Source organism: Comamonas sp. GB3 AK4-5 (genome assembly GCF_041320665.1).
Taxonomy (GTDB): Bacteria; Pseudomonadota; Gammaproteobacteria; order Burkholderiales; family Burkholderiaceae_C; genus Comamonas.
In genome coordinates this window covers 3,929,533-3,955,336 of the sequence record NZ_CP166730.1, presented here as the reverse complement: position 1 = coordinate 3,955,336, position 25,804 = coordinate 3,929,533, and the positions used below count along the sequence as shown (strand labels likewise).

At 62.9% G+C, this 25,804-nt stretch carries 19 protein-coding genes, 1 pseudogene and 2 riboswitches; of the genes and pseudogenes, 18 read left to right on the top strand and 2 right to left on the bottom strand.

Annotated features, from left to right (window positions below; all coding sequences use genetic code 11):
• Nucleotides 1–26: 26 nt before the first annotated feature.
• Both ACA027_RS17720 and ACA027_RS17715 read right to left on the bottom strand, forming a co-directional pair.
• Complete coding sequence (locus tag ACA027_RS17720; protein WP_370679515.1) at nt 27–1,253, bottom strand: EAL domain-containing protein; 1,227 nt, start codon at nt 1,251–1,253, stop codon at nt 27–29.
• A complete protein-coding gene (locus ACA027_RS17715; protein ID WP_370679514.1) occupies nt 1,246–4,005 on the bottom strand; it encodes an ATP-binding protein in 2,760 nt (919 codons plus the stop codon). The genes ACA027_RS17720 and ACA027_RS17715 overlap by 8 nt, the downstream gene beginning before the upstream one ends.
• A 315-nt stretch (nt 4,006–4,320) precedes the next feature.
• Here ACA027_RS17715 and ACA027_RS17710 point away from each other — a divergent pair, with 315 nt between their 5' ends.
• From ACA027_RS17710 to cobW, 18 genes and pseudogenes are all read left to right on the top strand, one after another.
• Complete coding sequence (locus tag ACA027_RS17710; protein ID WP_370679513.1) at nt 4,321–4,887, top strand: fimbrial protein; 567 nt, start codon at nt 4,321–4,323, stop codon at nt 4,885–4,887.
• Nucleotides 4,888–4,958: 71 nt separating this feature from the next.
• A pseudogene (locus ACA027_RS17705) lies at nt 4,959–5,333 on the top strand (fimbria/pilus periplasmic chaperone); the annotation flags it as partial.
• 126 nt (nt 5,334–5,459) lie between these two features.
• On the top strand, nt 5,460–5,711 hold the full coding sequence (locus ACA027_RS17700) for a hypothetical protein (RefSeq protein ID WP_370682619.1): 252 nt from the start codon (nt 5,460–5,462) through the stop codon (nt 5,709–5,711).
• Between the two features lie 199 nt (nt 5,712–5,910).
• Nucleotides 5,911–8,697, top strand: coding sequence for a fimbria/pilus outer membrane usher protein (locus tag ACA027_RS17695; protein WP_370679512.1), 2,787 nt, complete (start codon nt 5,911–5,913; stop codon nt 8,695–8,697).
• A gap of 35 nt (nt 8,698–8,732) precedes the next feature.
• A complete protein-coding gene (locus tag ACA027_RS17690; RefSeq protein WP_370679511.1) occupies nt 8,733–9,116 on the top strand; it encodes a hypothetical protein in 384 nt (127 codons plus the stop codon).
• Between the two features lie 472 nt (nt 9,117–9,588).
• A complete protein-coding gene (locus tag ACA027_RS17685; protein WP_370679510.1) occupies nt 9,589–10,149 on the top strand; it encodes a carboxymuconolactone decarboxylase family protein in 561 nt (186 codons plus the stop codon).
• Entirely contained in the window at nt 10,146–11,255 is a 1,110-nt protein-coding gene (locus ACA027_RS17680; protein ID WP_370679509.1) for an acyl-CoA dehydrogenase family protein, read from the top strand. Before ACA027_RS17685 ends, ACA027_RS17680 begins: the two co-directional genes overlap by 4 nt.
• Nucleotides 11,252–12,037, top strand: a complete 786-nt coding sequence (locus ACA027_RS17675) for an ABC transporter ATP-binding protein (RefSeq protein ID WP_370679508.1) — start codon at nt 11,252–11,254, stop codon at nt 12,035–12,037. The genes ACA027_RS17680 and ACA027_RS17675 overlap by 4 nt, the downstream gene beginning before the upstream one ends.
• 75 nt (nt 12,038–12,112) lie before the next feature.
• Nucleotides 12,113–13,354 (top strand): ABC transporter substrate-binding protein, encoded by a 1,242-nt coding sequence (locus tag ACA027_RS17670; protein ID WP_370679507.1) that lies wholly within the window; start codon nt 12,113–12,115, stop codon nt 13,352–13,354.
• The gene (locus ACA027_RS17665; protein WP_370679506.1) at nt 13,351–14,115 is read left to right on the top strand and encodes an ABC transporter permease; all 765 of its coding nucleotides are present in this window, start codon (nt 13,351–13,353) and stop codon (nt 14,113–14,115) included. The genes ACA027_RS17670 and ACA027_RS17665 overlap by 4 nt, the downstream gene beginning before the upstream one ends.
• A gap of 261 nt (nt 14,116–14,376) precedes the next feature.
• Nucleotides 14,377–14,691, top strand: a riboswitch (cobalamin riboswitch).
• Nucleotides 14,692–14,931: 240 nt separating this feature from the next.
• Nucleotides 14,932–17,148, top strand: coding sequence for a TonB-dependent receptor (locus ACA027_RS17660; protein ID WP_370679505.1), 2,217 nt, complete (start codon nt 14,932–14,934; stop codon nt 17,146–17,148).
• 83 nt (nt 17,149–17,231) lie between these two features.
• Nucleotides 17,232–18,257 (top strand): ABC transporter substrate-binding protein, encoded by a 1,026-nt coding sequence (locus tag ACA027_RS17655; protein WP_370679504.1) that lies wholly within the window; start codon nt 17,232–17,234, stop codon nt 18,255–18,257.
• The gene (locus ACA027_RS17650; protein ID WP_370679503.1) at nt 18,254–19,336 is read left to right on the top strand and encodes a FecCD family ABC transporter permease; all 1,083 of its coding nucleotides are present in this window, start codon (nt 18,254–18,256) and stop codon (nt 19,334–19,336) included. The genes ACA027_RS17655 and ACA027_RS17650 overlap by 4 nt, the downstream gene beginning before the upstream one ends.
• The gene (locus ACA027_RS17645) at nt 19,333–20,121 is read left to right on the top strand and encodes an ABC transporter ATP-binding protein (RefSeq protein WP_370679502.1); all 789 of its coding nucleotides are present in this window, start codon (nt 19,333–19,335) and stop codon (nt 20,119–20,121) included. The genes ACA027_RS17650 and ACA027_RS17645 overlap by 4 nt, the downstream gene beginning before the upstream one ends.
• An 85-nt stretch (nt 20,122–20,206) precedes the next feature.
• Nucleotides 20,207–20,477, top strand: a riboswitch (cobalamin riboswitch).
• Between the two features lie 140 nt (nt 20,478–20,617).
• Nucleotides 20,618–22,759 carry a TonB-dependent receptor gene (locus tag ACA027_RS17640; RefSeq protein WP_370679501.1) on the top strand — a complete coding sequence of 714 codons (2,142 nt, stop codon included), beginning with the start codon at nt 20,618–20,620 and terminating at the stop codon, nt 22,757–22,759.
• A 32-nt stretch (nt 22,760–22,791) separates the two neighbouring features.
• Complete coding sequence (locus ACA027_RS17635; RefSeq protein ID WP_370679500.1) at nt 22,792–23,808, top strand: ABC transporter substrate-binding protein; 1,017 nt, start codon at nt 22,792–22,794, stop codon at nt 23,806–23,808.
• Entirely contained in the window at nt 23,805–24,716 is a 912-nt protein-coding gene (locus ACA027_RS17630) for a cobalamin biosynthesis protein CbiX (protein ID WP_370679499.1), read from the top strand. Before ACA027_RS17635 ends, ACA027_RS17630 begins: the two co-directional genes overlap by 4 nt.
• Nucleotides 24,717–24,719: 3 nt before the next feature.
• Nucleotides 24,720–25,766, top strand: coding sequence for a cobalamin biosynthesis protein CobW (gene cobW / locus ACA027_RS17625; protein ID WP_370679498.1), 1,047 nt, complete (start codon nt 24,720–24,722; stop codon nt 25,764–25,766).
• Nucleotides 25,767–25,804 lie beyond the last annotated feature (38 nt).

The following is a 25,804-nucleotide window of genomic DNA, read 5'->3' as shown; positions in this document are numbered from 1 at the left end:
CGGCCGGAGCAACCAGGGGAAGTGGTTCACACCATGGTCGATGGCTGCTCGAGCACGCGAAAAAACTGGGCGGTGTTGACTGCTGCCGCAATGAAGAAGCCCTGAGCATAATCGCAGCCGATGCGTTTGATGAGGTCCATGTCCTCCTGGGTTTCCACCCCCTCGGCGGTCACACTCAAGCCCAGTTCCTTGCCCAGCGTGACAGCGCACATCAGGGCGGCAGAACGGACTTCATCGTTCCAGGCGCCGCTGACAAAGGCCCGGTCTATCTTGAGCTCGGTAAAGGGGGTGGAGATCAGGTTGTACATGGTGCTGTGTCCGCGGCCGAAATCATCCTGGGCCAAGCCAAAACCTTTCAGGCGCATGCGGCTCGCGCCCATGTGATAGAGGCTGGGTGCGTTGACGGCATCGTCCTCCAGCAGCTCGAAGGTGACGCTGCCAGGCGCGACGCCGGCAGCGATCACCACGGCATGCAGGCGGTCGGGCAGGTCGGCAATCTGCAGCAGGGGAACGGACAGGTTCACCGCAACCGGGACGTGGTAGCCAAGCTTGCGCCAGGTGCAGTGGGCTTGCAGGCCGTCATGGAGCATTTTGAACAGCAGCTCCTGCTCCAGTCCATGTTGGCGAACCGCCGGAAGAAAAAACTCGGGGAGGGTCTCCTGACCATGCGCGGGGATGTAGCGCGCCAGCACCTCGGCGCCGACGATGCGGCCCGTGTGCAGACTCATCTTGGGCTGAAACCTGCCTTGTATGGTGTCTCCACGCAGCGCTTGGCGCAGCATGTCGATGTTCCACAGCGCATCCGGTGCGGCAGGCAGGGGGGCCAGGAGCGCGGGAGGCTGTGGCGCTGCATCGAGATTGGCTTCGCAAAAGGCCAGGCACTGGCGTCGCAGCTGATGGGCGTGTTGCAGCGAAAAGGGCTTGGGGAAATGTCCGATGACGGGGAAGCCGCGCTCCTTGGCCATCAGGCTGACGCTTTTGACAATGCGGCGTGAGTGCGAGCTGGAGATGGCCAGCATGGGCGTGAATCCGCAGCTGGCAATTCGGTCGATGAACTGAACCCCATCGGTATCGGGCATGTCCAGGTCCAGGACCACGATCTGATCCGGTTGCCGTCGCATGCGCTCCAGACCTTCCCCCGCCGTGTGGGCTTGAACAATGCGGCTGAAGCCGACTTCCTTCAACATGGCCGCTACATGCATGCATTGCACAGGACTGTCATCGAGGATGAGGATGTGGTAGTTGTCAAGCATGAGGGGGTGTCTCCTTGTTGGTGATGGATTGCAGTTGCTCGTGCAGCATCGACAGGCTGAGGGGTTTGATCAGCAGGCTGTTCATCCCGGCGGCTTGCCACAGATACTGGGGGTCCGGCCAGGCATTGGCCGTCATGCCCACAATGGGTCTGGTGTAGCCGTGGCTTCGCAGAGCCGAAGCCACCTGGTAGCCCGACATGCCGGGCATGTTCAGGTCGACGATGACGGCATCGAAGTTCCGCAGGTCATTGCGGCCCAGTGCCTGACGTCCTTCGTACACAGCGATGGCACTGCAATGCAATGCTTCCAGCTGTTCCTGCAAGATCTGCTGGCAGATAGGGCTGTCATCCACCACCAGCAGTCGCAGCCCCAGCTGCGGCTGCTGGCCGATGAGTCGGTGCGGTTGCTGAAACGACGGCCGTCCCTGCTGGGCACGCTGCACGGCTTCGGCGATGCCGCGCAGCGAATAGGCCGGGGCCACACTCTCGGTGTTCCCTGGTGCTCCAGGGGAGGGTCTGGCCAGGACGCTCGGGCCAGACCAATCCGGTGTCTGCCCCGATGGCGGCCATGCCTGGACCAAAACACCATGTGGAGACAGCACATGCTGGGGCCCCTGGTAGGCAATGGCCAGCGCGCCCCAATGGCGCAGCCATTGGCAGAGGTTGCGCACCACATCGGGCAGCAGACCGTCCACATAGACAGGGCCGGGTTCCAGGCGAGGCGCTTGAACCCCGCCACTGTCCAAGGCGGGCAGCAACGGCAGTGAAAAAGAAATACTGGTGCCCAGACCCGGCTGGCTGATGGTGCGCAAGCTGCCGTGCATCAATTTCACCAGATGCTGGCAAATGGCCAGTCCCAGGCCAGTCCCGTGGATATGCTGGGCCTGCACGGAGTCGGAGCGGAAGTAAGGATCAAACAGGCGCGGCATCAGCTCGGCCTCCACGCCGATGCCGGTGTCGCTGACCTGGAAGAAGATGGTGGGTGCGCTGCTGTCGGCCGTGAGCTGTTTGATGCGCAGCACGACCTGCCCCGCATCCGTGAATTTGACGGCGTTGCTGATCAGGTTGTCCAGCACCTGGCGTATGCGCTGTGGGTCACCATGCAAGCGGGTTTCCTGCATGGGTTCGACAATGGCGTAAATACGCAGCCCTTTGCTTTCTGCATGTGGCGCAAAAGCAGAAATCACCTCATCCGCCAGTTCCAGCAGACAGAAATCCTGCTGCACCAGTTCCACATGGCCTGCCTCGATGCGGGACAGATCCAGCGAATCGTCGACCGTGCGGCGTAACGTGGTCATGGAGCGGCGCAAGGTTCCCAGGTAGTGCCGTTGCTGCGCGCTGACCTCTGTCATGTCCAGCAGCTCCACTGCACCGGTGATGCCATACAAGGGAATGCGGATCTCGTGGCTCATCGTGGCGAGAAACCGGGTTTTTGCCCGGCTGGCGTCCTCTGCCAGCTGGCGCGCATTGATCAGCGAGGCTTCCACCTGCTTGCGTGCCGTGACGTCGGTGACGGTGCACAGCGAAATAGGCTGTCCACGGTAAGTCAGCGCGATAGAGGTGACGTGGACAATGCGTCCATCACTCAGGTCGACATCGCTGTGCATGCTTTGCGCACCATGCTTGGCGAGGCGGCTGGTCCAGCCTGGGTCATGCTCTATCCAGTCGCGTGCCTGCGGGTTCTCGCGCAACACGCTGTGCTCGGCGCTGCTGACCAGCGCCAGTCCCACGGGGGCTGCGGTGATCAGCTCCCGGTTGAGTGCCACGCTGTCCACCAGCTGCTCATATTGGTGCTGTGCCGGGATAAAAAACAAACGCCTGAGTGCGTGCACGCCCAGCAGCACATAAGCCACGAAAATGAGCTCGGCCAAGGCCACCTTGTACAGCCGACCTTTGCTGTCGTGCACCAATTGGCGAATGGGAATGGAATAAATCACGCGCAGACCACCCGAGCCAATGGACTTGCTCAACACGATGTGCTGCGGTATCCACCCAGGGCCGGAGAAGCCGAAATGATCGAGCTCCTGATGCAGCTCCATGGCATCCAGGTTGGCGGCATTGGGGCTTTGCAGCACCACGCTGCCGTGGCTGTCTATCAAGGTGTAGTTGCTCTCCAAAGGCTGCTGGAGCAGCAGCAGCTGGTGCAAATCCTTGAGCTCCATGCCCAGCCAGCCGTTGCTGGTGTCGTTGCGGTCAATCGGGGCGTAAACGGCCATGCGCTCGCGGGCCCCGGGCTGGCGCAGCCAGACCACGGGGTGGTTGGCGTTTTCAGGCAGGTTGGCGAAATGCAGGATGCTGCACACCAGCTCCGGCTCGCGCGGCACCCAGCGCAGCTTGCCGCTGGCGTCGCTTTCCAGCGCATAGCTGCGGTTGGGAGAGGGGGCGCTGAAGATCAGGCGCGCATTCGAGCGCTCTATGCCGCTGTGCAGGCGTGGTGTCAGTGCCAGTGCCCAATCATTGCCTTGATTCTGTGAAGGAAACGGCAGCAGCATCAGCTGTGGCGCCACTTTGTCTGACAGGTCTGCAGAACGCAGCGCGGACGGTGGGGGAGGCCGCACCGCAGATGCTGCGAGCGAGCGCAGCAGCATCTCCCGCTGGTTCAGGAACATTTGCGCGTTGTAGGCACCGGAATTCAAAAGCCTGCGGTACTCTGAAACAGTACTCATCACCGACGCATATACATAGGCACCCACTGCCATGATGGAGCAGGTAATCAGTGCGATGACAAACATCTGCAGCAGCAAGTTGAGCATGCGCGGGGGCTTCTGGGGATCCGGAAGTAGCCCAGTGCTATTTTTTTGCATGCTCTCATGCTATGAATTATAAAAATTTGTCAAATAAGAATATTCTGAAATTATTCTGTTAAAGATATTTGACTTTTTATTTTTTTGGGATTTTTATTTTATTTCTAGGATTTTGGTTTTAGGAATTTTCCTAGATTATTTTCATATCTTCTTTTTTACACTGGCGGTGTGCTTGATAAAAGCATATGCCGATAAGCCTTGGATGGCCTTGTGGTCCAGATTGAAAAGGCTTGCCGATTCATTTAATAAAAGAGAAGTTCAATCATGAAAAAATCATTCATCAGCATGGCCATTTTCTCCGCCTTTGCCATCACCGGCGCACAAGCTGCCCCCGTTATCGGCGCGACAGGGACCATCACCTTCGAAGGCAGCATCACGGCGGACTCCTGCAAGGTGACCAGCACCGGAGCTTCTTCTTCGGGCGCCAACATGCTGGTTTCCATGGGCCCGCACTCCGCTGAAACGCTGGGCACGGAAGCCAACCCCGCAGTGTCTGGCGGCAAGCTGAGCACCATTGCCAAGAACATCGACCTGAACGTCGAGTGCGCCAGCGGCACCAAGGTTTCGCTGGATCTGAAGCCCTCGGCACGCGTGGGCAAGGGTATTGCCGTGGCCGGCGGCGCGCAGGGCGTGCAGATCATGCTGGTGAGCGACGACACCGTTCTGGACTTCACCTCCGGCATGGCAACCGTGGACGCTCCTGACAACGGCAGCAGCACTTTCAGCATCCCGCTGACGGCTTACTACACCTTGCAAGCCGGCAAGTCGACTGCTGATGTGAAGGCCGGTGCGGCCAAGGCCACCGTGGCCTACACCCTGTCTTACGAGTAAGGCCTGGTCAACCTTGGCAGGACATTCAGCCGCCTGCCAAGGTTTTTATTTTGAATCATCGGAGAAAAATAATGGCAGCCTCAACAATGAAAAAAACGTTCTCGGCAATCCTGACTGCAGCAGCCATGTTGCATGCCAGCAGTGCATTGGCGTCCATATCGTTGAGCGCTACCCGTATGGTCTTGCTGGAAAAACAGCAAGAGGCCTCCATTGTCGTTCGCAATGAAGAATCTCCCGTATTGATTCAATCCTGGTTGGAAACCAATTCTGAAAATGACAGCGCAGAGCTGCCATTTGCCATCAGCCCGGCGCTGGCCAAGATGCTTCCCCAGGGACAGCAGGTCATGCGTGTCCTCTATGCGGGTGGCAAAAATGATTTGCCTCGCGACAGGGAAACCGTTGTTTGGCTGAATGTGCAGGAAATCCCGCAGGCCAGCGATGAAGAGAACCATCTGCAAATCGCCATACGCCAGCGAATCAAACTTTTCTTTCGTCCATCCGGGCTTCCGGGGACGGTAGAGCAGGCCCCGACGGACCTGCAATGGTCTGTGGTGAAAAAGGACGGTGCGTCCATGCTGCAGATTCACAACCCCAGCGCGTTTCATGTGTCCATGAGCCTGCTGCAGAGCGTTGGCGGCAAGGAGCTGAAAAGCCCGGGCATGGTCGAGCCCGGCCAGACCCGCCTGCTGCCGTTTGCGCTGGCAGGCAATACCAAGCTCAGCTTCAAGGCCATCAGTGACTACGGCAGTGCCGAGTCCTATGAGGTCCAGCTGGCCGGTGAATCCAAGGCGCAGGCCAAGGCTGTGGAGTCTGCGGCCAAGTAATTCGGTACGCGCCAAGCAGCCAAAGCGTCCTCGCCGGATGCACTGAAAGCTGCAAGCAGCTCCCTACCCATCCCAGCGGCAGGGCGCAGCAACGACACATCACGGATCAGCATCACGAATGCCTCCCTGGCCTGAGTCCGAGGACAGCTAGGTGCTGCGCACCGCGTTGTTCCCTCTTTCGTCCCCATTGCGCAGAGCCATGTCCCCAAACGCTGTTGTTTCCTCTTCGCTGACGGTTCGCCAGCAACTGCTCCAGGCGGTTTGCGTGGGCGTGCTGCCGTTTGTGATGGTGCCTGCCGCTTGGGCTGCGCTGGAAGCAGGCCAGCAGGAGGTCGCGGCCGCCGATGCCGGCGCATATTCCCTCCAAAAATCCGCATCCTTGCCTGCGGACGTGATTCAGGTGGCCGAGCTGGTGCTGCCCAACACCTCTGTGGCTGCCGGGGCGCTGCTGGCGGGAGCACAGGCACCCGAGTCGCCGGGCGTGGTGCAGATGGCGGCCTTGAGTGGCGCCATCTCCCAGAGTTTCAACATGGCCTTTTTGTATGGCAGCGCGTCCATGACGGACCTGCAGGCCTTGCTGGCCGGCAGCGGTGTGCCTGAAGGCGTGCAGCGTACGGAGCTGCATGTCAACCAGTTGCTGGTGGGCCGGCGTGATATTGAGTTCAGCCATAACCCGCAGACGGGTGAAGTCGAGCCCTGCCTGACCCCCGAAATGCTGCTGCAGATGGGGGTGGATTTTGACAAGCTGCCGCAGACCCCGGATGCCGATGCAAGCTGCCTGCGCCTGCCCGAGTGGGTGCCCGGTGCCACGGCGGTTTATGACATGGCAAACCTGCGCCTGAACCTGGACATTCCACAGCTTTATCTGGCCGTCAGCCGCCGTGGCTATGTGGACCCATCGCTGTGGGACGATGGGGAGCGTGCGGGCTTTCTCAACTACAACGTCAACGTACGCCAGGACAAGGCAGATGGTGAAGGCTCCAACAACAGCATCAGCGCGGGCTTGCAAATGGGGGCCAACCTGGGTGCCTGGCGCGTGCGCAACAACTCCTATGTGACCTCGGGCAGCGGGCAGTCCACCAAGTTCACCAGCCAGAACACCTATGCGCAGCGCGGCATTGCCAAGCTCAGCGCCCAGCTGCAACTGGGCGAGAGCTACACCCGCTCGCAGCTGTTTGACAACGTGCGATTCCTGGGCGCGCAACTGATCTCGGACGAAGCCATGCGGCCCGATAGCGAGCAAGGCTATGCGCCGGTGATTCGCGGTACGGCGGAAAGCAATGCCACCGTGGAGGTGCGCCAAAACGGCTATCTGATCTATAGCGCCAATGTGGCGGCAGGCCCTTTCGAGATACAAGACCTTTCTCCTTCGGGCGGCAGCGGCGACCTGGAGATCATCATCATCGAAGCCAATGGCACGCGGCGCACGCTGCGTCAGGCCTTTTCGAGCCCGCCCTTGATGGTGCGTGAAGGCCGTATCAAATACGACGCCGCGATGGGGCAGGTGCGCCTGAACAACGACATGCAGACCAAGCCGAGTTTCCTGAGCGGCTCGGCCTTGTATGGCCTCAACACCAGCACCACGCTGGCCATGGGTCTGAATGCCTCCGAAGGCTTCAGTGCCTATTCTCTGGGCGTGGGGCTGAACACCGCTTGGGGTGCCATCTCCGTGGACGGGACGCACTCCAGCAGCAGCGTGCATGGCGAGCGAGCCAGTGGCGAGCGTCTGAAGATGCGCTACGGCAAATTCATCGAAAGCAGCCGCTCCAATATTTCCGTCAACCTTCAGCGCAGCCTGAGCCAGGGCTATAGAACCCTGAGCGATCACGTGCTGGCCAGCGAAGCACAGTTCGGCCCCGGGATGTTCTGGGGGCAAGGTTCCTCGCGCCAGCGCCTGGATATCAGCCTGGCGCAGCAGATCGGGCAGGGCAATCTGTACTTCAGCGGCTCCTTTGACAAGGGCTGGAGCGGCGCCAATGCGCGCAGTCTGTCGCTGAGCTATGGCAATACCTGGGGCCAGGTCAGCTACAACCTGGGCTACACCTATTCGCGCAACATCTATTCCACTTATGGCAGCAGCCAAAGTGGCAACAACCACAGCCTGATGCTGACGCTGAATATCCCGCTGGGCCGACATGCCAAGGCTCCGCAGGGATTCAGCAACCTGAGCCGTGACAAGAATGGAACGTCGGTGCAGGCCGGTGTTTCCGGGTTGCTGCCCACGGAGCGCGAAATCTCTTACATGGTGTCCGGTGGCCGCACGGCCGAAGGCCAGGCGAATGCTGCAGCCTCCATGGGCATGCTGACATCGTTTGCCCGCATGGACGCTGGCTACTCCTACGGCAGCGGCTACCACTCCGGTAGCTTTGCCGCAGCCGGCTCGGTGGTGGCGCACGGCGGCGGCGTCAATGTCAGCCAATCGCTGGGGGAAACCTTTATCCTGGCCAAGGTGGAGCCGCCGGTGCCCGGTGTGGGCATCTCCAGCTATGCCGGCGTGGAAACCGGCTCCAATGGCTACGCGGTGATCCCGAATGCCAACCCCTATCGCACCAACCTGGTCAGCCTGGATACGCGTGGTGCGCCCAAGAATGTCGACTTTGACAACGCTGCGCAGCATCTCGTGCCCACACGTGGCGCCATGACCGTGGCGCATTTCAAGGCAGAGACGGGGCGCCGCGTCCAGTTCGAGCTGCGCACCGCCGAAGGAAAGCCTTTTCCTTTTGGGGCCCAGGTCGGCCTGTGGGGCAAGCGCATTGGCCTGACCGATACCCGAGGCCGTGTGCTGGTCATGCTCCCGGCGGAAAGCCAGCAAGGAGAGCTGACCGTGGAGTGGGAGGGCAAGGCCTGCAAGGCTTCTTACCAGTTGCCCCCCGTCACCGAAGATGCCAACTACCAGCGCCTGTCGATCGACTGCATCGAAAGCTCGGGCCCCCGTGGCCGCTCCATTGCCGAGGCCGAAACAACGCGCAAGGAGGCGCAACTGTGAGTGCATGTTTTGCCGCTTCGCCGCCATTGGCCAGCTTGAAAAAGGACAAGCCCGACGCGATGCTGATTGAAAGCAGCGAAGGGGTGCGGATCATGCGCAACGGCAAGGTCTTCTCCGCCCAGGTGGGGCAGGCGATCCAGCTGGGTGACAGGGTGGTGGTGAGCCAGGGTGCAAGCGCCAGAGCCGTGTTCCAGGAGCAGGGCGGGCAGATCGTGTTGGGCGCCTTCGAAGGCTGCTGTGATGCAACGTTGGTGTATTTCAGCCGAAAAGACGGGGCTTGTTCGGTGGTGTTTGACGTGGCGGTGGGCAAGGTCGAGCTTTCGATGTCGCCTTCCGTGGAAGCCCCTCAGGAAGTCCGCAGAGAGCGGCGCAGAAAGCGCACCTCCATTGGCTTTCACTGCTATTCCAAATCGATTTGACCGGCCAAGGAAATGGCCGTTGGCCGCAGCATCCCTGCAGGTAGAAAGCCGGACTGAGCCCATTTCAGCGCTGCCTATGGGCGACGGCGGCAGGCAACGGCTTGTGCATGGCTGAATGATCCTGGTGCCAAGATCCTGGTGCCAAGATCCGCCAGTGGCATATGGCAGGTGGCATTCGGTAAGCGCAGTGGATATGCCTCTCTCCGCAGCACTTCCAACGCTTCTGTACATCTTGGGATGCGAAACTGATTAAATTTCAGTGAATTGAATAACTGCTGCCTGGTGTATTTATATATTGATTAATAATTTGGAAATCATATTTATAAACAGCATATGCGCTTTTTATATTTTATATACTAATAAATAAATATTCTTTGAATCTCGGTTTCTGGTCGACGCATAATCGCTGCAATTTTTCTATGGCTTGATTTTTGGCATGCCATGGTCCGGTCCTTTGAAGTGAGAGCGTCGTATGTCCAGAATTCCCCTGCAAACCCTCGCCACGGTCCCGGAGGCCAGCAAGCCCCTGGTGGAGAAGGCGCTGACCAACAACGGCTTTGTGCCCAATCTGATTGCGCTGCTGGCCAACGCTCCGGCGGCACTGGAAACCTATTTGACGGTGTCCGGTATCAACGCCCGCGCCAGCCTGTCTCTGGCCGAACGTGAAGTGGTGCAACTGACCGCCGCCCACACCCACGGCTGTGATTTCTGCCTGGCGGGCCACACCGCCATCGTCACCAAGAAGCTGGGCCTGGATCGTTCCACCAGCTTGCAGCTGCAGCGCGGCCAAGCCACAGGCGATGCCAGGCTGGATACGGTGCAAACCTTTACCAAGGCGGTGATCGCCAGCCGTGGTGCCGTTTCTGACGAGGCACTGGCCGCCTTCAAGGCTGCAGGCTATGACGACCAGCAGGCCCTGGAGGTGGTGCTGGGCGTGAGCCTGGCCACGCTGTGCAACTTTGCCAACAACCTGGGCCAGCCCGCCATCAACCCCGAGCTGCAGCCGTTTGCCCCCGGCGTGTTTGCATCATGAGCACGCAATGGGTGGCGCCAGCGCTGCAAACCTGGCTGGCAAGCCATGCGCAATCGCTGCACAGCAGCAACGAGGCGGCCGATGCCGTGTTGCCCCAGCTCACCCAGGCCGGGCTGACCCACATTGGCGTGCCAGCCAAGTGGGGCGGCGCCGGCGGTGAGGCCCGCCATGCGGTGGAGGCACTTTCTCAGGTGGCCGAGCATTCACTCACGGCAGCGTTTGTGCTGTGGGCCCAGCGTGCCTTTGTGGACTATCTGTGCGTGACCGACAACCCCGTGGCACGCGAGGCCTGGCTGCCCGGCCTGCTGAGCGGCCACACGGCGGGGGCCACGGGCCTGTCCAACGCCATGAAGTTTCTTTCGGCGCTGGAGCCCTTGCAGGTACAGGAGCACGCTGCGCCCCAGGGCGAGCGCAGGGTCTCGGGGCGTCTGCCCTGGGTGACCAATTTGCGCAGTCCCCATTTCACGGTGGCAGCTGCGGTACAGGCCGAGCAAGCCGGCAGCCCACCCCTGGTGGTGACCTTGGACAGCCAGGCCGCGGGCGTGCAGCGCTCGGCTGACCTGGATCTGCTGGGCCTGTGCGGCAGCAACACGGCCGCCATCACGCTGAGCGATGTGGCCGTGCCCCTGCATGGGGTGCTGGCGGTGAATGGCCCGGCCTTTCTCAAGCGCGCCCGGCCCATGTTTTTGAGCCTGCAATGCGGCATGTCGGTGGGCCTGGTGCGTGCGGCATTGCGTGCGGCCGAGCAGGTAGGCTCCGCACGCGATGTGCTGCGCCCGCGCATTGCCCATGCCTGGGAGCTGCTTGAGGGCTTGCAAGCCACGCTGGGTGAAGGCCTGGAAAGCGGCCGCTTCGAGGCCGACGCCGCCGCGCTGTTTCAGGTGCGCCTGCAACTGGCCGCGTTGGTGCAGGAAGCCATACAGCTGGAGCTGCAGGGCTCGGGTGGCCGAGCCTATCTGCGTGACCAGCTGCCCGACTTTGGCCGCCGCCTGCAGGAGTCGGCCTTTGTGCCCGTGGTCACGCCCAGCCTGACGCAGCTGCAAGGCGAGTTGCAGCGGCAAGCCCAGGCGGCCACCGCAGCTGCTGCACCCGGTGTTGCCGCATGAATGCGCCCCTGGCCGATGCGGAGCTGACGGCGCTGGCTGCCCAGCCCCGCACAGCCCCGCTGGCCTTGCAGGCGCGCGGCCTGGGCTTTGGCTATGCACCGGGTGCGCCGGTGTTCAGCGGCATTGATCTGGACATTCACGCCCAGGAAATCGTCTGCCTGTTGGGCGGCAGCGGCTGCGGAAAGTCCAGCTTGTTGCGCACCTTGGCCGGCCTGCAAGCTCCCACGCAAGGCCTGGTGGAGTTTCTGGGCACGGCGCTGACGCAGCCCCATCCCCGCGCTGCCGTGGTGTTTCAGCAAGCCAGCTTGCTGCCCTGGTTGAGTGTCTGGCACAACGTGGCTTTTGGCCTGGACTTCAAACACCAGCCGGCACTGGATGCCGCCAGTTTGCGCCAGCGCGTGGCCCTGGCACGCGCCCTGGCGCGGCAGCCGCAGCTGCTGCTGGCGGACGAGCCGTTTTCCGCACTCGACGCCATCACCCGCGCCGAGATGCAGGAGCTGCTGGTAGAGCTGGTTCAGCGCTGGCACACCGCCGCCTTGCTGGTCACCCACGATATTGACGAAGCTATTTTGGTGGCCGACCGCATCGTGCTGATGGGCCGCTTTGGGCCGCATGCCGGCCACATCGTGCGGATGTGGAAGGTGGACATCCCCCATCCCCGCGTGGAGGCGACGGTCGCGGTCACCGCACTGCGGCTGGAAATCCTGGCGGCCCTGCGCACGCTGCACGGCGCGGCAGAAGCCCGCCCCGCCAACACATCCGACGTCAGCTGTCCGCGCTGAATCGGCCCGCGCGGCTTTGGCGCTGCGCATACCTTGCTCTGTTTTTTCTTCCTGTTTGACCCGGGAGTCTTTTCCATGCACGACGAATCTCTGCGTTCCACCTACCAGCATGTCTGCGCCGCTTCCACCTGCGACTGCGGCATCAGCCGCCGCGACTGGCTGCGCATTGCCGCCCTCAGCGGCGCGGCCGCCAGTCCCTTGCTGCGCGCCGGCGATGCGGCCGCGCAAGCCAGCAAGGGTGACGATGTGCCGGTGCGCATAGGCTATTTGCCCATCACCGACGCCACGCCGCTGCTGGTGGCCCACAGCCGCCAATTGTTCGAGGCCGAGGGCCTGCGCACCGAAAAGCCGCGCATGTTCCGCACCTGGGCGCAAATCATCGAAGCCTTTGTGGCCGGCCAGGTGAATGTGGTGCACCTGCTTTCGCCCTCCACCCTGTTTGTGCGCTATGGCTCGAAGTTTGGTGCCAAGGTCGTGGCCTGGAATCACATGAATGGCTCGGCTCTGGCCGTGGCCAAACACATTCAGTCGGTGAAGGATCTGGGCGGCCAGCAGGTGGCGATTCCGTTCTGGTATTCCATCCACAACGTGGTGCTGCAGCAGCTGTTGCGGGCCAACGGCCTCAAGGCCGTCAGCCGTGCGCGCCAGGCCAGCCTGGCGGCGGATGAGGTCAATCTGCTGGTGTTGCCGCCGGCCGAAATGGTCTCGGCCCTGGCCTCCAAGGCGGTGGCCGGCTACATCGTGGCCGAGCCTTTTGTGGCGGCGGCCGAGGTGGCTGGCGTGGGCAAGGTGCTGCGCTTTGTGGGGGATGTCTGGCAGAACCACGCCTGCTGCCTGCTGACCCTGGCCGAGCGCGACATCGCCGAGCGCCCCGAGTGGGCCCAGCGCGTGACCAATGCCATGGTCAAGGCCCAGCTGTGGACACGCAACAACCAGCTGGACACGGCCAAGCTGCTGGCCAGCAGCGGGGAAGGGCGCTACACGCCCCATAGCCTGCCCGTGCTGTCCAAGGTGCTGGTGGCCACCGAAATGGCGCAATACCAGCGCGATGGCGTCATCCACCACCCGGCCTGGAACCAGCGCCGTATCGACTTTCAGCCCTATCCCTATGCCTCCTACACCGAGGCCCTGGTCAAGGCCTTGCAGACCACGCAGCTGGAAGGCAATGTGGAATTTCTGCACCAACTCGATCCCGGCTTTGTGGCCAAGGACCTGGTGGACGACCGCTTTGTCAAAAAAGCCCTGCAGCAGGTGGGCGGCCTCAAGGCCTTTGGCCATGCCGAGAGCTTTACGCGCAAAGAGGTGATCGCGGTATGAGGCAGGTGCGCACTGCGTGGCTGAGTCGGCTGGGCTGGCCCGTGCTGGGGCTGCTGCTGGCCGTCGCCCTGTGGGCCCTGGGCGCCCGGCAGCTGTCTGATGTGGATGCCCTGCGCCAGGCCTTCGGCCCCCAGGCAGGTTTTTCCGCCCTGTGGCGGCTGCTGCAGGACGGGCTGATATGGCTGCACATGGCGCTGAGCCTGCAGCGCATCGGCTTGTCTCTGCTGCTGGCACTGCTGATAGGCGTGCCGCTGGGCATCTGGCTGGGCTTGTCGCCGCTGTTTGCCAAGCTCACGGGCACCTTGTTCCAGTTTCTGCGCATGGTCTCGCCCCTGTCCTGGATGCCGCTGGCCGTGATGGCCCTGGGCGTGGGCGAGGCACCGGTGATTTTTCTGCTCAGCTTTGCCGCAGTCTGGCCCATCATGCTCAACACCGCAGCCGGCGTGGCGGCGCTGGACAAAAGCTGGCTGCAGCTGGCGCACAGCCTGTCAGCCACACGCCTTGAAGTGGTGTGGCGGATTGTGTTGCCCGGCATCGTCTCTCACGTGCTCACCGGCTTTCGCCTGGCCCTGGGCATTGGCTGGATCGTGCTGGTGCCGGCAGAAATGCTGGGCGTCTCGGCCGGCATGGGTTACTTTATTCTCGACACCCGGGACCGCCTGGCCTATGACGAGCTGATGGCGGGTATTGTGCTGATCGGCTGCCTGGGCTTTGCGCTCGACCTGCTGGCCCGTTGGGTGAGTGCGCGCTGGCTGCGCTGAGACCCGCTCACACAACCCTTGATACGTCGTTGCTTCGTCTTGTCGTACCTCTGTACTGCCTGCGACTTCGCGCCTCGTCTCAAACGCAAATCTTCGATTTGCTGGGCCGTGTGAACACGCTCTAAGCAGCAGGCCTGAGGATGTCCGCCCGCATCGGTGGGCGCTTTGCTCCGCCGTCCACCAAGGCCAGCCCAGCCCGGTGGGCGCAAGACCTGGCCTTATACTGCGCGACGCATTGGGAAGGGGCCGATCTGGCCCGTCTTCACCAGTCATGCAACAGGTGCCCGGGGCTTGCTCCGGGTGAAACGGGAACAGGGTGCAAAGCCCTGGCTGCCCCCGCAACGGTAAACAGACATTACGCGGCATCCATCCACACAAAGGCCTGCTGGCCCGATGGTGGATGCAGCGTATGGAACCGCTTCATGGCGTCCTGCAAGACAGGCGCCGGCCACTGATGTCCTACGTGAGCTCCTGCGAGCTGCGCGGCGGCATTGGGAAGGCGAAGCGACTAAGGCCCCGGACCTTCTGGTGGCCTGTCTGCAAGCCCGGAGACCGGCCTGTTGAGCGTCGCACACCATGGGTTGAGGGACCCGTGGCGTGCGGCATTTGCAGCAAACGCCTGCGGGGTGCAGTGTGGCAGCAACAGGCTTTGCGGCTGGCGCCATGGTGGCGTGTGGCCCTCGGCATGGGGCGGTCATGGGCAGGCAGGCGTCGCTGCGCCAAGACTGTGCAAGCCGTCATACAGCAAGGCCAGCCCCTGGACACCAGAGGCCTTGCGTGCATGCGGCATGTGCAAGTCGTGAGCCTCTGACAACGATGAAGCACCAGCTTTACCCCGCAGCCCGCCATGCCAAGGCGCTGCCATTTTCTTCACCCACCTGGAATTCCTGGACCTGCGCTGCGCTATTGGCCTCGCTGGGCCTGGCCGTGCCAGCCCAGGCTGCCGAAGCCGAGGCGGCTGAAGGCGCCGCAAGCAAGCCCAGGACGTCCGCCCAGGCTGATGCCAGTCTGCCCACCGTGCAGGTCAAGTCGGCACCCGTGACTTCCGAGGGCGGTCTGGGCCTGTCCCTGCCGTCGACTTCGGGCAGCCGTACCGGCATCGTCACGCGCGATTTGCCCGCCAGCCTGGATGTGGTGGACAGCGAGACCTGGCAGGAGCGTGGCGACATCCGCACGGCCGACATCATCGGCCGCAGCGTGGGCATGGCACCTTTGTCGCCCACCAGTTACAGCAGCCTGTCGTTTGGCGCGCGTGGTTTTACCGGCACCAACTCCGTGGGCATTGCCGAAGATGGCGTGCGCCTGGGCGTGGCCTCCAGCACCGTGCCTTATCCCAGCGATGGCTGGGGCTATGAGCGCGTGGAAGTACTGCGCGGCCCCGCTTCCATTGTTTATGGCAGCGGCACGGTGGGAGCCACAGCCAATCTGGTGCGCAAACAGCCCAGCCGCGAGCCGGTGCGCGAAGTGCTGTTGGGCGCGGGCTCGGACGGTGCGGCCAAGCTGGGCCTGGGCGCTGCAGGCCCGCTGGGCGAGACCTTGAGCTACCGGGTGGACGCCTATGGCCACTACACCAATGGCGAGCACGACATGGCCCGTGCCCATGGCGGCAAGCTGATGAGCACGCTGCGCTGGCAGCCCAGCGCAGCGCTGCGCATGGAGCTGCTGGCCGATTACAGCGACCAAAAACCAGCGCGCTACTTTGGCACGCCCACGGAGAATGGCAAGATCGTCAAGGAACTGCTGGGCCGCAACTACAACACCGATGACAGCGCCATCAGCATCAAAGACCAGCGCGTGCGTGGTCGTGTGAACTACCAGGTCAACGACTGGCTGAACGTGAGCAACGAGCTCTACCACTTCAAGGCCGACCGCTATTGGCGCAACATTGAGTCCTATCGCTACGATCGCAGTACCGGTATGGTCAAGCGCGGCGACTATCTGGAGTTGGCCCATGACCTGGAACAGACCGGCAACCGGCTGGAGTCGCGCATCAATGCGGGTGCCCACCAGCTGGCGCTGGGCTGGGAGGTGAGCCGGACCAAGTTTGGCTACTCGGGCAACTCCGACAATCGAAAAATCGACCTGCCAGTGGACAGCTCTCCCCATGGCCCTTGGGACAGTCCAAGCCCCATGGTGGATCGTTTTCAGACCACCACCACCACGCATGACTTCTACGCCGAAGATGCCTGGACGCTGAGCCCACAGTGGCTGCTGCTGGCCGGCATACGCCGCGATCTGACCGATATGTCGCGCCGCGATCTGCTGGGGGCCTCATCGTTTGACACCACCTTGGGCGGCACGGCCTGGCGCCTGGGGCTGACCTACAAGCTCGACGCCGCCACCAGTGTTTACGGCCAGGTCTCCCAGGGTCATGACCCGGTGGGCAATATCGCCACACTGAATCTCGCTAACAGCCGGTACAAGCTGACCAAGGCACGCCAGCTTGAGGTGGGGCTCAAGCAGCAGTTTGCGCAAGGACGGGGCGAGTGGACTGCGGCAGCCTATCGCATTGAAAAAACCGACATCGTCACGCAAGACACGTACGACAAAACCAAATCGGTTCAAGGTGGCAAGCAATCGTCTCAGGGTCTGGAACTCAGCGCCGTGCTGCGTCTGAGCCCGAACTGGCGGCTGGAGGGCAACTACGCCTTGGTCGATGCCCAGTACGACGAGCTGCTCAAGGATGGTGTGGACTTTGCAGGCAAGCGGCCTTTGAATGTGCCGCGCCATATGGCCAATCTCTGGGCCCACTACAGCACGGACAGCCGCTGGGGCCGTTGGCAGGCCTCGTTGGGGGCGCGAGCCGTGGGCCAGCGCTATGCGAATGATGTCAACACCGCCAGCAGCGCAGGCTACACCGTCTGGGATGCGGCGCTGAGCTGGCGGCCCAAGCCCGGCACCACCTACCGTCTCAGCCTGCGCAATCTCACGGACAAGCTCTACACCTATTCGGCGGTGTCGAATGCCGCAGCTGCCCAGGCCTACCCTGGTGAGGGAAGGCGTGTGGATCTGAGCGCGCAGTTCACCTTCTGAGTGCAGTAAAACCATAGCTGTTAGTGCGTATGTGGACTTGAATTCAGATGGAAAACACCGTGAAACCTAGAAAGTACGCGCGCATGCAGCTCCTGTCTTTGCTACGCCCCGTTTTGCTCTGTGCTGCGGCCCTGGGGCTTGCGGGCTGCGAAAAACCAGCGGCGCAGGCCTTGGAGACGGCTGCACCCGCAGACCCAGCGGTGGCCGCAGCGCGCGCGCCACTGCGCCTCCAGGTCTGTGGCCAGCCCGTGCTCTACGAGCGCATACCCCAGCGCGCAGTCACCCATGGCATCAACATCACCGAGATGTTTCTGGCCCTGGGCCTGGGCGATCGCCTGGTGGGCTATGGGGGCCTGCGTGACCTGAGTCGGCTGCCGCCGGAGATGCGTGCCCAGCTGGCCCAGGTCCCCGATCTGTCCAGCCAGGACATGAACCTGGAAACACTGATCCATGCCCAGCCGGATTTTGTCTTCAGCGGCTGGTCCTATGGCTTTCGCGAAGGCCAGATCACGCCTGCCAGCCTGGCCGAGCTGGGCATTGCCAGCTACGTGCTCAGTGAATCCTGCATACGCAAGATCCAGCGCGAGCGCGTATCGCTGGAGGACACGTTTGACGACCTGCTCAACCTGGGCCGTATCTTCGGCATTGCCGAGCGTGCCCAGGATCTGGTCGATGGGCAGCGCGCCGAGCTGCGGGTCCTGGCCCAGGCCCTGCAAGGCATTACGCAGTGGCCCAAGGTGTTTGTGTTTGACAGCGGCACCGACATTCCCGTGACCACAGGCCGCTACGCCATGCCCCAGGCCATGATCGAGGCTGCAGGCGGCAGCAACATCTTTGACGATCTGGGCAGCAGCTGGATGCGCGGCAACTGGGAGGATGTGGTTGACCGCGATCCGGACTGGATCGTCATCGTCGACAACGACAGGCCCACGCCCGGGGGCAAAAAAGAATTTCTGCTGCGCAAGCCCGAGCTCTCCCATCTCAAGGCCATACGCGAGCAGCGCTTTGTGCTGCTGGACTTTGCCGAGGCCACGCCCGGTCCTCGCAATGTGCAGGCCGTGCGCCGCATCGCCCAGGCCTTGCACCCTGAGCGGGTGGCGCAGCCATGAGTATGAGCAGCTTGCACTTCGCGCTGCAGCGCCGCCGCCTGCGCTACTGGCTGTTGGCCCTGCTGGCTCTGCTGGCCTTGTCGCTGACGCTGGCCATCACCCTGGGCCCTGTGCGCATCGCGCCGCAGCAGGCCTGGCATATCGCTGCCCAGGAGCTGGGGCTGCGGCTGGGCCTGGAGCTGCCGCCCGGTGACTGGAGTCTGTCCCAATACCAAATCGTCTGGCGCATACGGCTGCCGCGCGTGCTGCTGGCGGCCCTGGCTGGGGCCGGCCTGGCCCTGGTGGGCGTGGCCATGCAGGCCATGGTGCGCAACCCGCTGGCCGATCCCTATTTGCTGGGCGTGTCTTCGGGCGCCTCGGTGGGGGCGGTCGCTGTGCTGGCCTTCGGCGTGCTGGCGTTTGCGGGCGATCTGGCCTTGCCACTGGGGGCTTTTGCGGGTGCGCTGACGGCTTGTACGGCGGTCTATCTGCTGGCCCATGTCCAGGGGCAGTTGCTGGCTTCGCGCCTGATTCTGGGCGGGGTGGCCGTGGCCTATTGCCTGGGCGGCGTTACCAGCCTGATGGTGCTGACCTCGGGCCAGCGCGAGCTCGCCAACTCCGTGTTGACATGGACTTTGGGCAGCCTGGCCGGCACACGCTGGGATGATCTGGGCCTGCCTGCGGCCCTGCTGCTGCTGGGCATGGGTTTGTTGCTGGGGCAGGCGCGCGCTCTCAATGCCTTGCTGGCCGGCGAGGAAAGCGCGGCCACGCTGGGTGTGGACACCACGCGCACGCGGCGCTGGCTGTTTGTGTTGGTCTCCATGGTCACCGGTGTGCTGGTGGCGCTCACCGGCCCCATCGGTTTTGTCGGCCTGATGGTGCCCCACATCACCCGCATGCTGGTGGGTGCCGAGCACCGGCGCGTGCTGCCCGTGGCAGCGCTGCTGGGTGCCATCTTTCTGGTCTGGGTGGATGTTGTTTCGCGCATCAGCTTTGCGCCGGCCGAGGTGCCGGTGGGCGTCATCACCTCGCTGCTGGGGGGCCCATTTTTTGTCTGGATGCTGTGCCGCAAAAACAGCAGCAAAGGTCTGGGCCTATGAGCGAGTTAGACATGCAACTGCAGGCCCAGGGCCTGCACTGGCAGGCGGCGGCGGCCCATATCGTGCGCGATGTCAGCCTGCATGTGGGCCGGGGTGAGTTTGTGGGTCTGCTGGGCCCCAACGGCAGTGGCAAATCCACGTTGCTGCGCATGATCTACCGCATCCTCCAGCCTGCCAGTGGCAGCGTGCTGCTAGAGGGGCGTGATGTCTGGCGCAGCAGTGCCCGCGAGAATGCGCGCGCCATGGCCGTGCTGGCCCAGGAGAACGGCAGCGAGTTCGCCCTCAGCGTGCAGGACGTGGTGTTGATGGGCCGTATCCCCCACCAGGCCGCATGGGCGCGCGACAGCCAAGAGGATTTGGACATCGTCGCGCAGGCCTTGCAGCGCGTGGACGCGCAGAGCCTCGCCCAACGCATGTTTTCCACGCTTTCCGGCGGAGAAAAGCAGCGCGTGCTCATGGCCCGCGCCCTGGCCCAGCAGGCTCCCATGCTGGTGCTGGACGAGCCCACCAACCACCTGGATGTGCGCCACCAGTTCGAGCTGATGAATCTGATACGCAGCCTGGGCCTGACCACGCTGGCCGCGCTGCACGAGCTGCAGATGGCAGCACACTACTGCGACCGCCTTTACCTGTTGCAAGGCGGCGCCCTGGTGGCCCAGGGCACACCAGCCCAGGTGCTGACGGCGGACACCATTGCCCAGGTCTACGGCGTGCGCGCTCTGGTCAGCACCAGCCCGCGCACGGGCAAGCTCTTGATCGAGTATGTGCCGCAAGCGCTGCTGTAACCGGCCCTGGTAATGACCTCGGCCCGCAACGGTTGCCCCGGCAGGTCGCGGGATCGGCTGATAGACTCCTGCCCCGTGCCCTTAGGGACACGTTGTTTTAGCAGGTGCTTGCTTTGCAGCAAGTGAAACGGGAACAAGGTCCGGTTTGAGAACATGTTCTGAGACCGCCATGCCTTGGCTGCCCCCGCAACGGTATGCAGGAAAACACCCCATGCAAGTCGCTTCACGCGCTTGCGGCCACTGGGCCGGTTTGCTCACAAAAACATGTGTGCGAGCCACCCGGGAAGGCGGAGTGAGAAGGCGCAGTGATGCGCTGCCTGTGAGCCCGGAGACCGGCCTGTAGAAACGCCACAGCGCGCCGTCGCCCAGCGACTGGCGCTTGCTATAACTGTCTGCGGGGTGCGGATGGCGGCCGGAATTCCAGAGCGCATTGCCGTCCCCGGCGAAGCCTTTGTCTGCGCAGCTTTCCCATCAGGCGGTTCCAGCCTTTTTTGAAATGCGCAATACACAAACTCTTCTCGCCGCTTCTACGTTCTCCGGCAAGGCCCCTCCTTTTTCCCTTTGCACCGGCAGCGCAGCGCTGCAACTGGCGCTGCTGTGGCCAGCAGCCGTGCTGGCCCAGCAAGCTCTGCCCGAGGTGACGGTGCAGGAGGCCCGCCAGGTCGAAGCGGCCCTGGACACCAACCGTCCTGCCACATCGGCCTCGCATGTGGATGTGCGTGTGCTGGACCTGCCCGCCAGTGTCAGCGGCGTGTCGGCCGAGCAAATGGAAGAACGCGCCGACCGGGGCACGGTAGATGCGGTGACCCGCACCGTGGGCCTGACGGCTGCTGGCTCGCCGGGCAATGGCGGGCTGTCGTTTTCCAGTCGTGGCTTTGCCGGCGTGAATTCGGTGGGTGTGGCCGAGGACGGCATCATGCTGGGCGTGGGCTCGGGCACGATCAACTATCCCTCGGACACCTGGGGCTATGAGCGCCTGGAGGTGCTGCGCGGCCCGGCCTCGTTGATGTATGGCAGCGGTACCATGGGCGCCACGGTCAATGCCATCCGCAAGCAACCCAGCCGCGAGCGCTCCACCGAGCTCATGCTCACCGGCGGCAACCACGGCACGGCCCGTGTGGGTGTGGGCAGCACCGGTGCCATCAGCGACACCCTGAGCTACCGTGTGGATGCCTATGGCGCCAGCAGCGATGGTTCGCGCCCCTTTGACGACAGCAAGAGCGCCAAGCTGATGAGTGCGTTGCGCTGGCAGCCACGCAGCGATCTCACCTTCGATTTGACGGCCGATATCAGCAGCCAGGCACCTTCGCGTTACTACGGCACCCCGGTGGTGGATGGCCGCCTGGCGCGGGAGCTGAAGGACCAGGGCTATAACTCCGAGGACAGCGATATTCACTACCGTGACCGGCGCTTCAAGGCCAAGGCCAGTTGGCAGGTCAATGAAGCACTGAGCCTGCGCAACGAGCTTTACCACTTCAGTTCTGACCGGCATTGGAAGAACATTGAAGCTTATAAGTACGATCCCTTGGCAGGGACGGTGGCGCGCTCGGACTATCTGGAGATTGGTCATGCGCTGCAGCAAAACGGCAATCGCATGGCGTTGGACTGGAAGGCCGGCGCCCACCAGGTGGCACTGGGCTGGGATGTGTCTCACACCAACTTCCGCAACAGCAACAACTCGCCGTACACCGGCACTTCCAATGTGTCGGCGTTCGATCCCGTGCCGGGCTCCTGGATCAGCGCCAACGCCTATACGCCGCGCATGGACTCTACGCTGCGCCAGAACGCGCTGTTCATAGAAGATGCCTGGAAGATCAATGCGCAATGGCTGCTCATGGGCGGCATACGGCGCGACTGGTATGAGTTCTCGCGCCGGAACTTGCCTGCCAATACGGGTTTTGACAAAGACTTGAACGGCACCTCATGGCGTCTGGGTGCGACCTATAAGCTGGACGAAGCGTCCAGCGTCTATGCGCAAATGAGCACTGGGCATGATCCTGTCACCAGCCTGTTGTCTCTTGCAGAGTCGCAGACGGGCTTTACGCTGAGCAAGGGCCGCCAGCAGGAGCTGGGCTTCAAGCAGCAACTGGCAGCAGGCCGTGGTGAATGGACGGCGGCGCTGTTCCAGATCACCAAGAACGACATCATCACGCGCGACCCGAACAATTCGGCCCTGTCGATTCAGGGCGGCAAGCAGTCCTCGAATGGGCTGGAACTGGCGGGTGCCTTCAATGTGACCCCGGCCTTCCGCCTGGAAGCCAATGCGGCCTATACCCGCGCCAAATTTGACGAGTTGATCGAGGCAGGAGGCGCCAACCGCGCCGGCAACCGTCCCTCCAATGTGCCCAAGGTCACGGCCAATTTGTGGGGCCATTACCGCATGGGTGATTGGCGCACCTCGCTGGGCCTGCGCCATGTGGGCCAGCGCTTTGGCGACAACGCCAACAGCGATGCCAAGCGCCTGCCTGCCTACACCCTGGTGGATGCGGTGGTGAGCTGGAATGTGAACCCCAAGACCACGCTGAGTCTGATTGGTCGCAACCTCACCAACCGCGTTTATGCCACCTCGGCCTACAACACCCAGTGGATTCTGGGCACCAGCCGCAGCGTGGAGCTGATGGCGCAGCTGCGTTTCTGATGGGCATGCGCAGATTTTGGTTTCAAGCCTGCATGCTGCCCCTGGCTGTACTCGCAGCCGGGTGCGGCGAGCAGCAGGCGCAGCAGCCTGCAGGCGAGCAGGCCCATGTTCAGCGGCATGATCCTCCCGTGGTCATCGATGTGTGCGGCCAGCCCGCACGCTATGACCGCGTGCCCCAGCGCGCCGTCACACATGATGTGAATATTGCAGAGATGTTTCTGTTCCTTGGTTTGGGCGAGAAGCTGGCAGGCTATGGCGGTATCTCGTCGCAAAAAACCATCAGCCCACAGCTCTCGCCTTGGCTGGAACGGGTGCCCAATCTGTCGGCCCAGGGCATGAATATGGAGAGCCTGCTGGGCGTGAACGCCGACTTTGTTTTTGCCGGCTGGGGCTACGGCTTTCGCCCGGGCGGCGTCACCCCCGAGCGCCTGGCCGAGCATGGTGTGGCGTCCTATGTGCTGTCCGAGTCCTGCATTCGCGTACAGCAGCGCGAGCGCGTGGCGTTGGACGATGGCTTTCAGGACATGGAGAACGTGGCCAGCATCTTTGGCATCCGGCCGCAGGCCGAGGCGCGCATGGCGCCGCTGCGCGCAGCGCTGCAGCAGCTGAGGCAGCAGATGCAGGGTGTGGCGCAGCGCCCCCGCGTCTTTGTCTTTGACAGCGGCGAGAAACTCCCCACCACCGTGGGCCGCTTTGGCATGCCCCAGGCCATGATGGATGAGGCCGGCGCCAGCAACATCTTTGCCGACCTGGCCAATAACTGGCCCAAGGGCAACTGGGAAGATGTGATCGACCGCAACCCCGAGTGGATCATCATCGTGGACTACGGCACACCCAATGCACAGGGAAAGATTGACTTTTTGCTGCAGAAAAAAGAGCTGGAAGCGGTGAGTGCGATTCGCCATCGCCGCTTTTTTGTGATGAGCTATGCCGAGGCCACGCCCGGTCCGCGCAATGTGGAGACGGCGCAGCGGCTGGCGGCCGCGCTGCATCCCGAGCGGCAGATCACCGTCAACGCTGTGCACTTCAACCAGGAGGCCGAGCGTTGAACACCGTCCTCTCTCCTCCGCATTCGAATTCGCTGGCCGTCATCCTGCTCGGACGTGGTGCGGTCTATGCCGCCAGCGAGGCCGAGTTGGCGCTGCTGGCAGAGCATGTGCATGCCAGCTTGCAGGCCGGTATGCAGGCACAGGGCATGGAGCCGACCTGGACGCAGATCGTGGTGCAGCCTGCCTTTGTGGACCGTTACCAGCCGGCCTTGCCCGAGGCCCTGGACGCCTGCCAGGCCGCGCACACCGTGGTCATCGTGCCGGTCATGGTGCCCGACGAGCCCGCACTGCGCCGCTGGATGCACAAGCTCATCATGCGCTGGCGCGCTGGACGTGTCGGGCGTGGTGAACATGAAAGCACCCCAAGGCTGATTTTTGCGCCCCCGCTGCCCGAGGCCCCCCAATTGGCCGAGACGCTGGCAGGCACGGTGCGGCAGCTGCTGTCTGCACCCGATACGGCCGATGTGCCCGCCGTGGTGGGCGACGATGCCTGGGAGCATGACCCCAAGGGCTGGTCCAGCGTGCCGGAGCACAGCCACCATGTGCTGTGGTGCATGGGGCCGCGCTGTGCGGCCAAGGGGGCGGTGCAGCTGTGGCCGGATTTGGCGCGCGTGGTGCGCGAGAATCCACAGCTCAAAAAGCGCCTCATGCTGCTGCAGACCAGCTGCCAATACCCCTGCAACCACGGCCCGCTGATGATTGTCTACCCCCAAGGCGCCTGGTATGGGCCCATCACCGACGCAGGCGAGATGCAGACCGTGCTCAGCCGCCATGTGCTGCACGGTGAGGTTGATGGCAGGCTGTGTGTGCATGGCCTGCCGGGTCAGCCTACAGAAACCGATCCCGCATCCGCCACATCTTCCCCACCGCTTTCCCCGATTCCTCGCGAAACCTCTTCAGGAGCTTGATCCATGCAAACCACCAAAATCCCCGCCACCATCGTCACCGGCTTTCTCGGCAGCGGCAAGACCACGCTGATGCGCCATATCCTGGAGCAGGCCAAGGGTCTGCGTGTGGCCGTCATCGTCAACGAGTTTGGCGAGCTGGGCATTGATGGCGAAATCCTCAAGACCTGCGCCATAGGCTGCGCAGAAGAGGGGGGCCAGGCAGGGCAGATCTATGAGCTGGCCAATGGCTGCATGTGCTGCACGGTGCAGGAGGAGTTCTTCCCGGTGATGAAGGCCCTGGCCGAGCGCCGCGCGGACATCGATGTGCTGCTGATCGAAACCAGCGGTCTGGCCCTGCCCAAGCCCCTGGTTCAGGCCTTCCAGTGGCCCGAGATTGCCAGCGTGTTCACCGTGGATTCCGTGGTCACCGTGGTCGATACCCCCGCCACTGCCGCCGGCCAGTTTGCCCATGACCCCCATGCCGTGGACGTCCAGCGCAAGGACGATCCCAACCTCGACCATGACGCCAGCCTGCACGAGCTGTTTGAAGACCAGCTCTCGGCCGCCGACCTGGTGGTGCTGTCCAAGGCCGACTTGGTCACGCCCGAGCAACTGGCCCAGGTGCGCGCCTTGGTGGCCGAAGAGGTGCCGGCCGAGGTGAAGATGATCGAAGCCGTGCAGGGCAGCGTGCCCCTGTCGGTGTTGCTGGGCCAGCAGCGTGCGGCCGAGCTGCATATCGATGCGCGCCACTCCAACCACGACCATGACGAAGACCATGACCACGATGAATTCGACTCGCTGTTCATCGACCTGGGCGCCGTGGACCGCGACCGTTTGATGCAGGCGCTGCAAGCCATTGTGCAAAAGCACGCGGTGCTGCGCGTCAAGGGCTTTGTGGCCCTGCCGGGCAAGAAGATGCGTCTGCTGGTGCAGGGCGTGGGCCGCCGCTTTGACGCTTACTTCGACCGCGCCTGGCGTGAGGATGAGAAGGCCGCAACGCGTCTGGTGTTTATTGGCAAGGGTTTGAATGCCGAGGTGCTGCAGCAGGAGTTGGCGCACGCTGCGGCTTGAAGCCTGGTGACGCATCCCTCCACCCTCACCCCAACCCT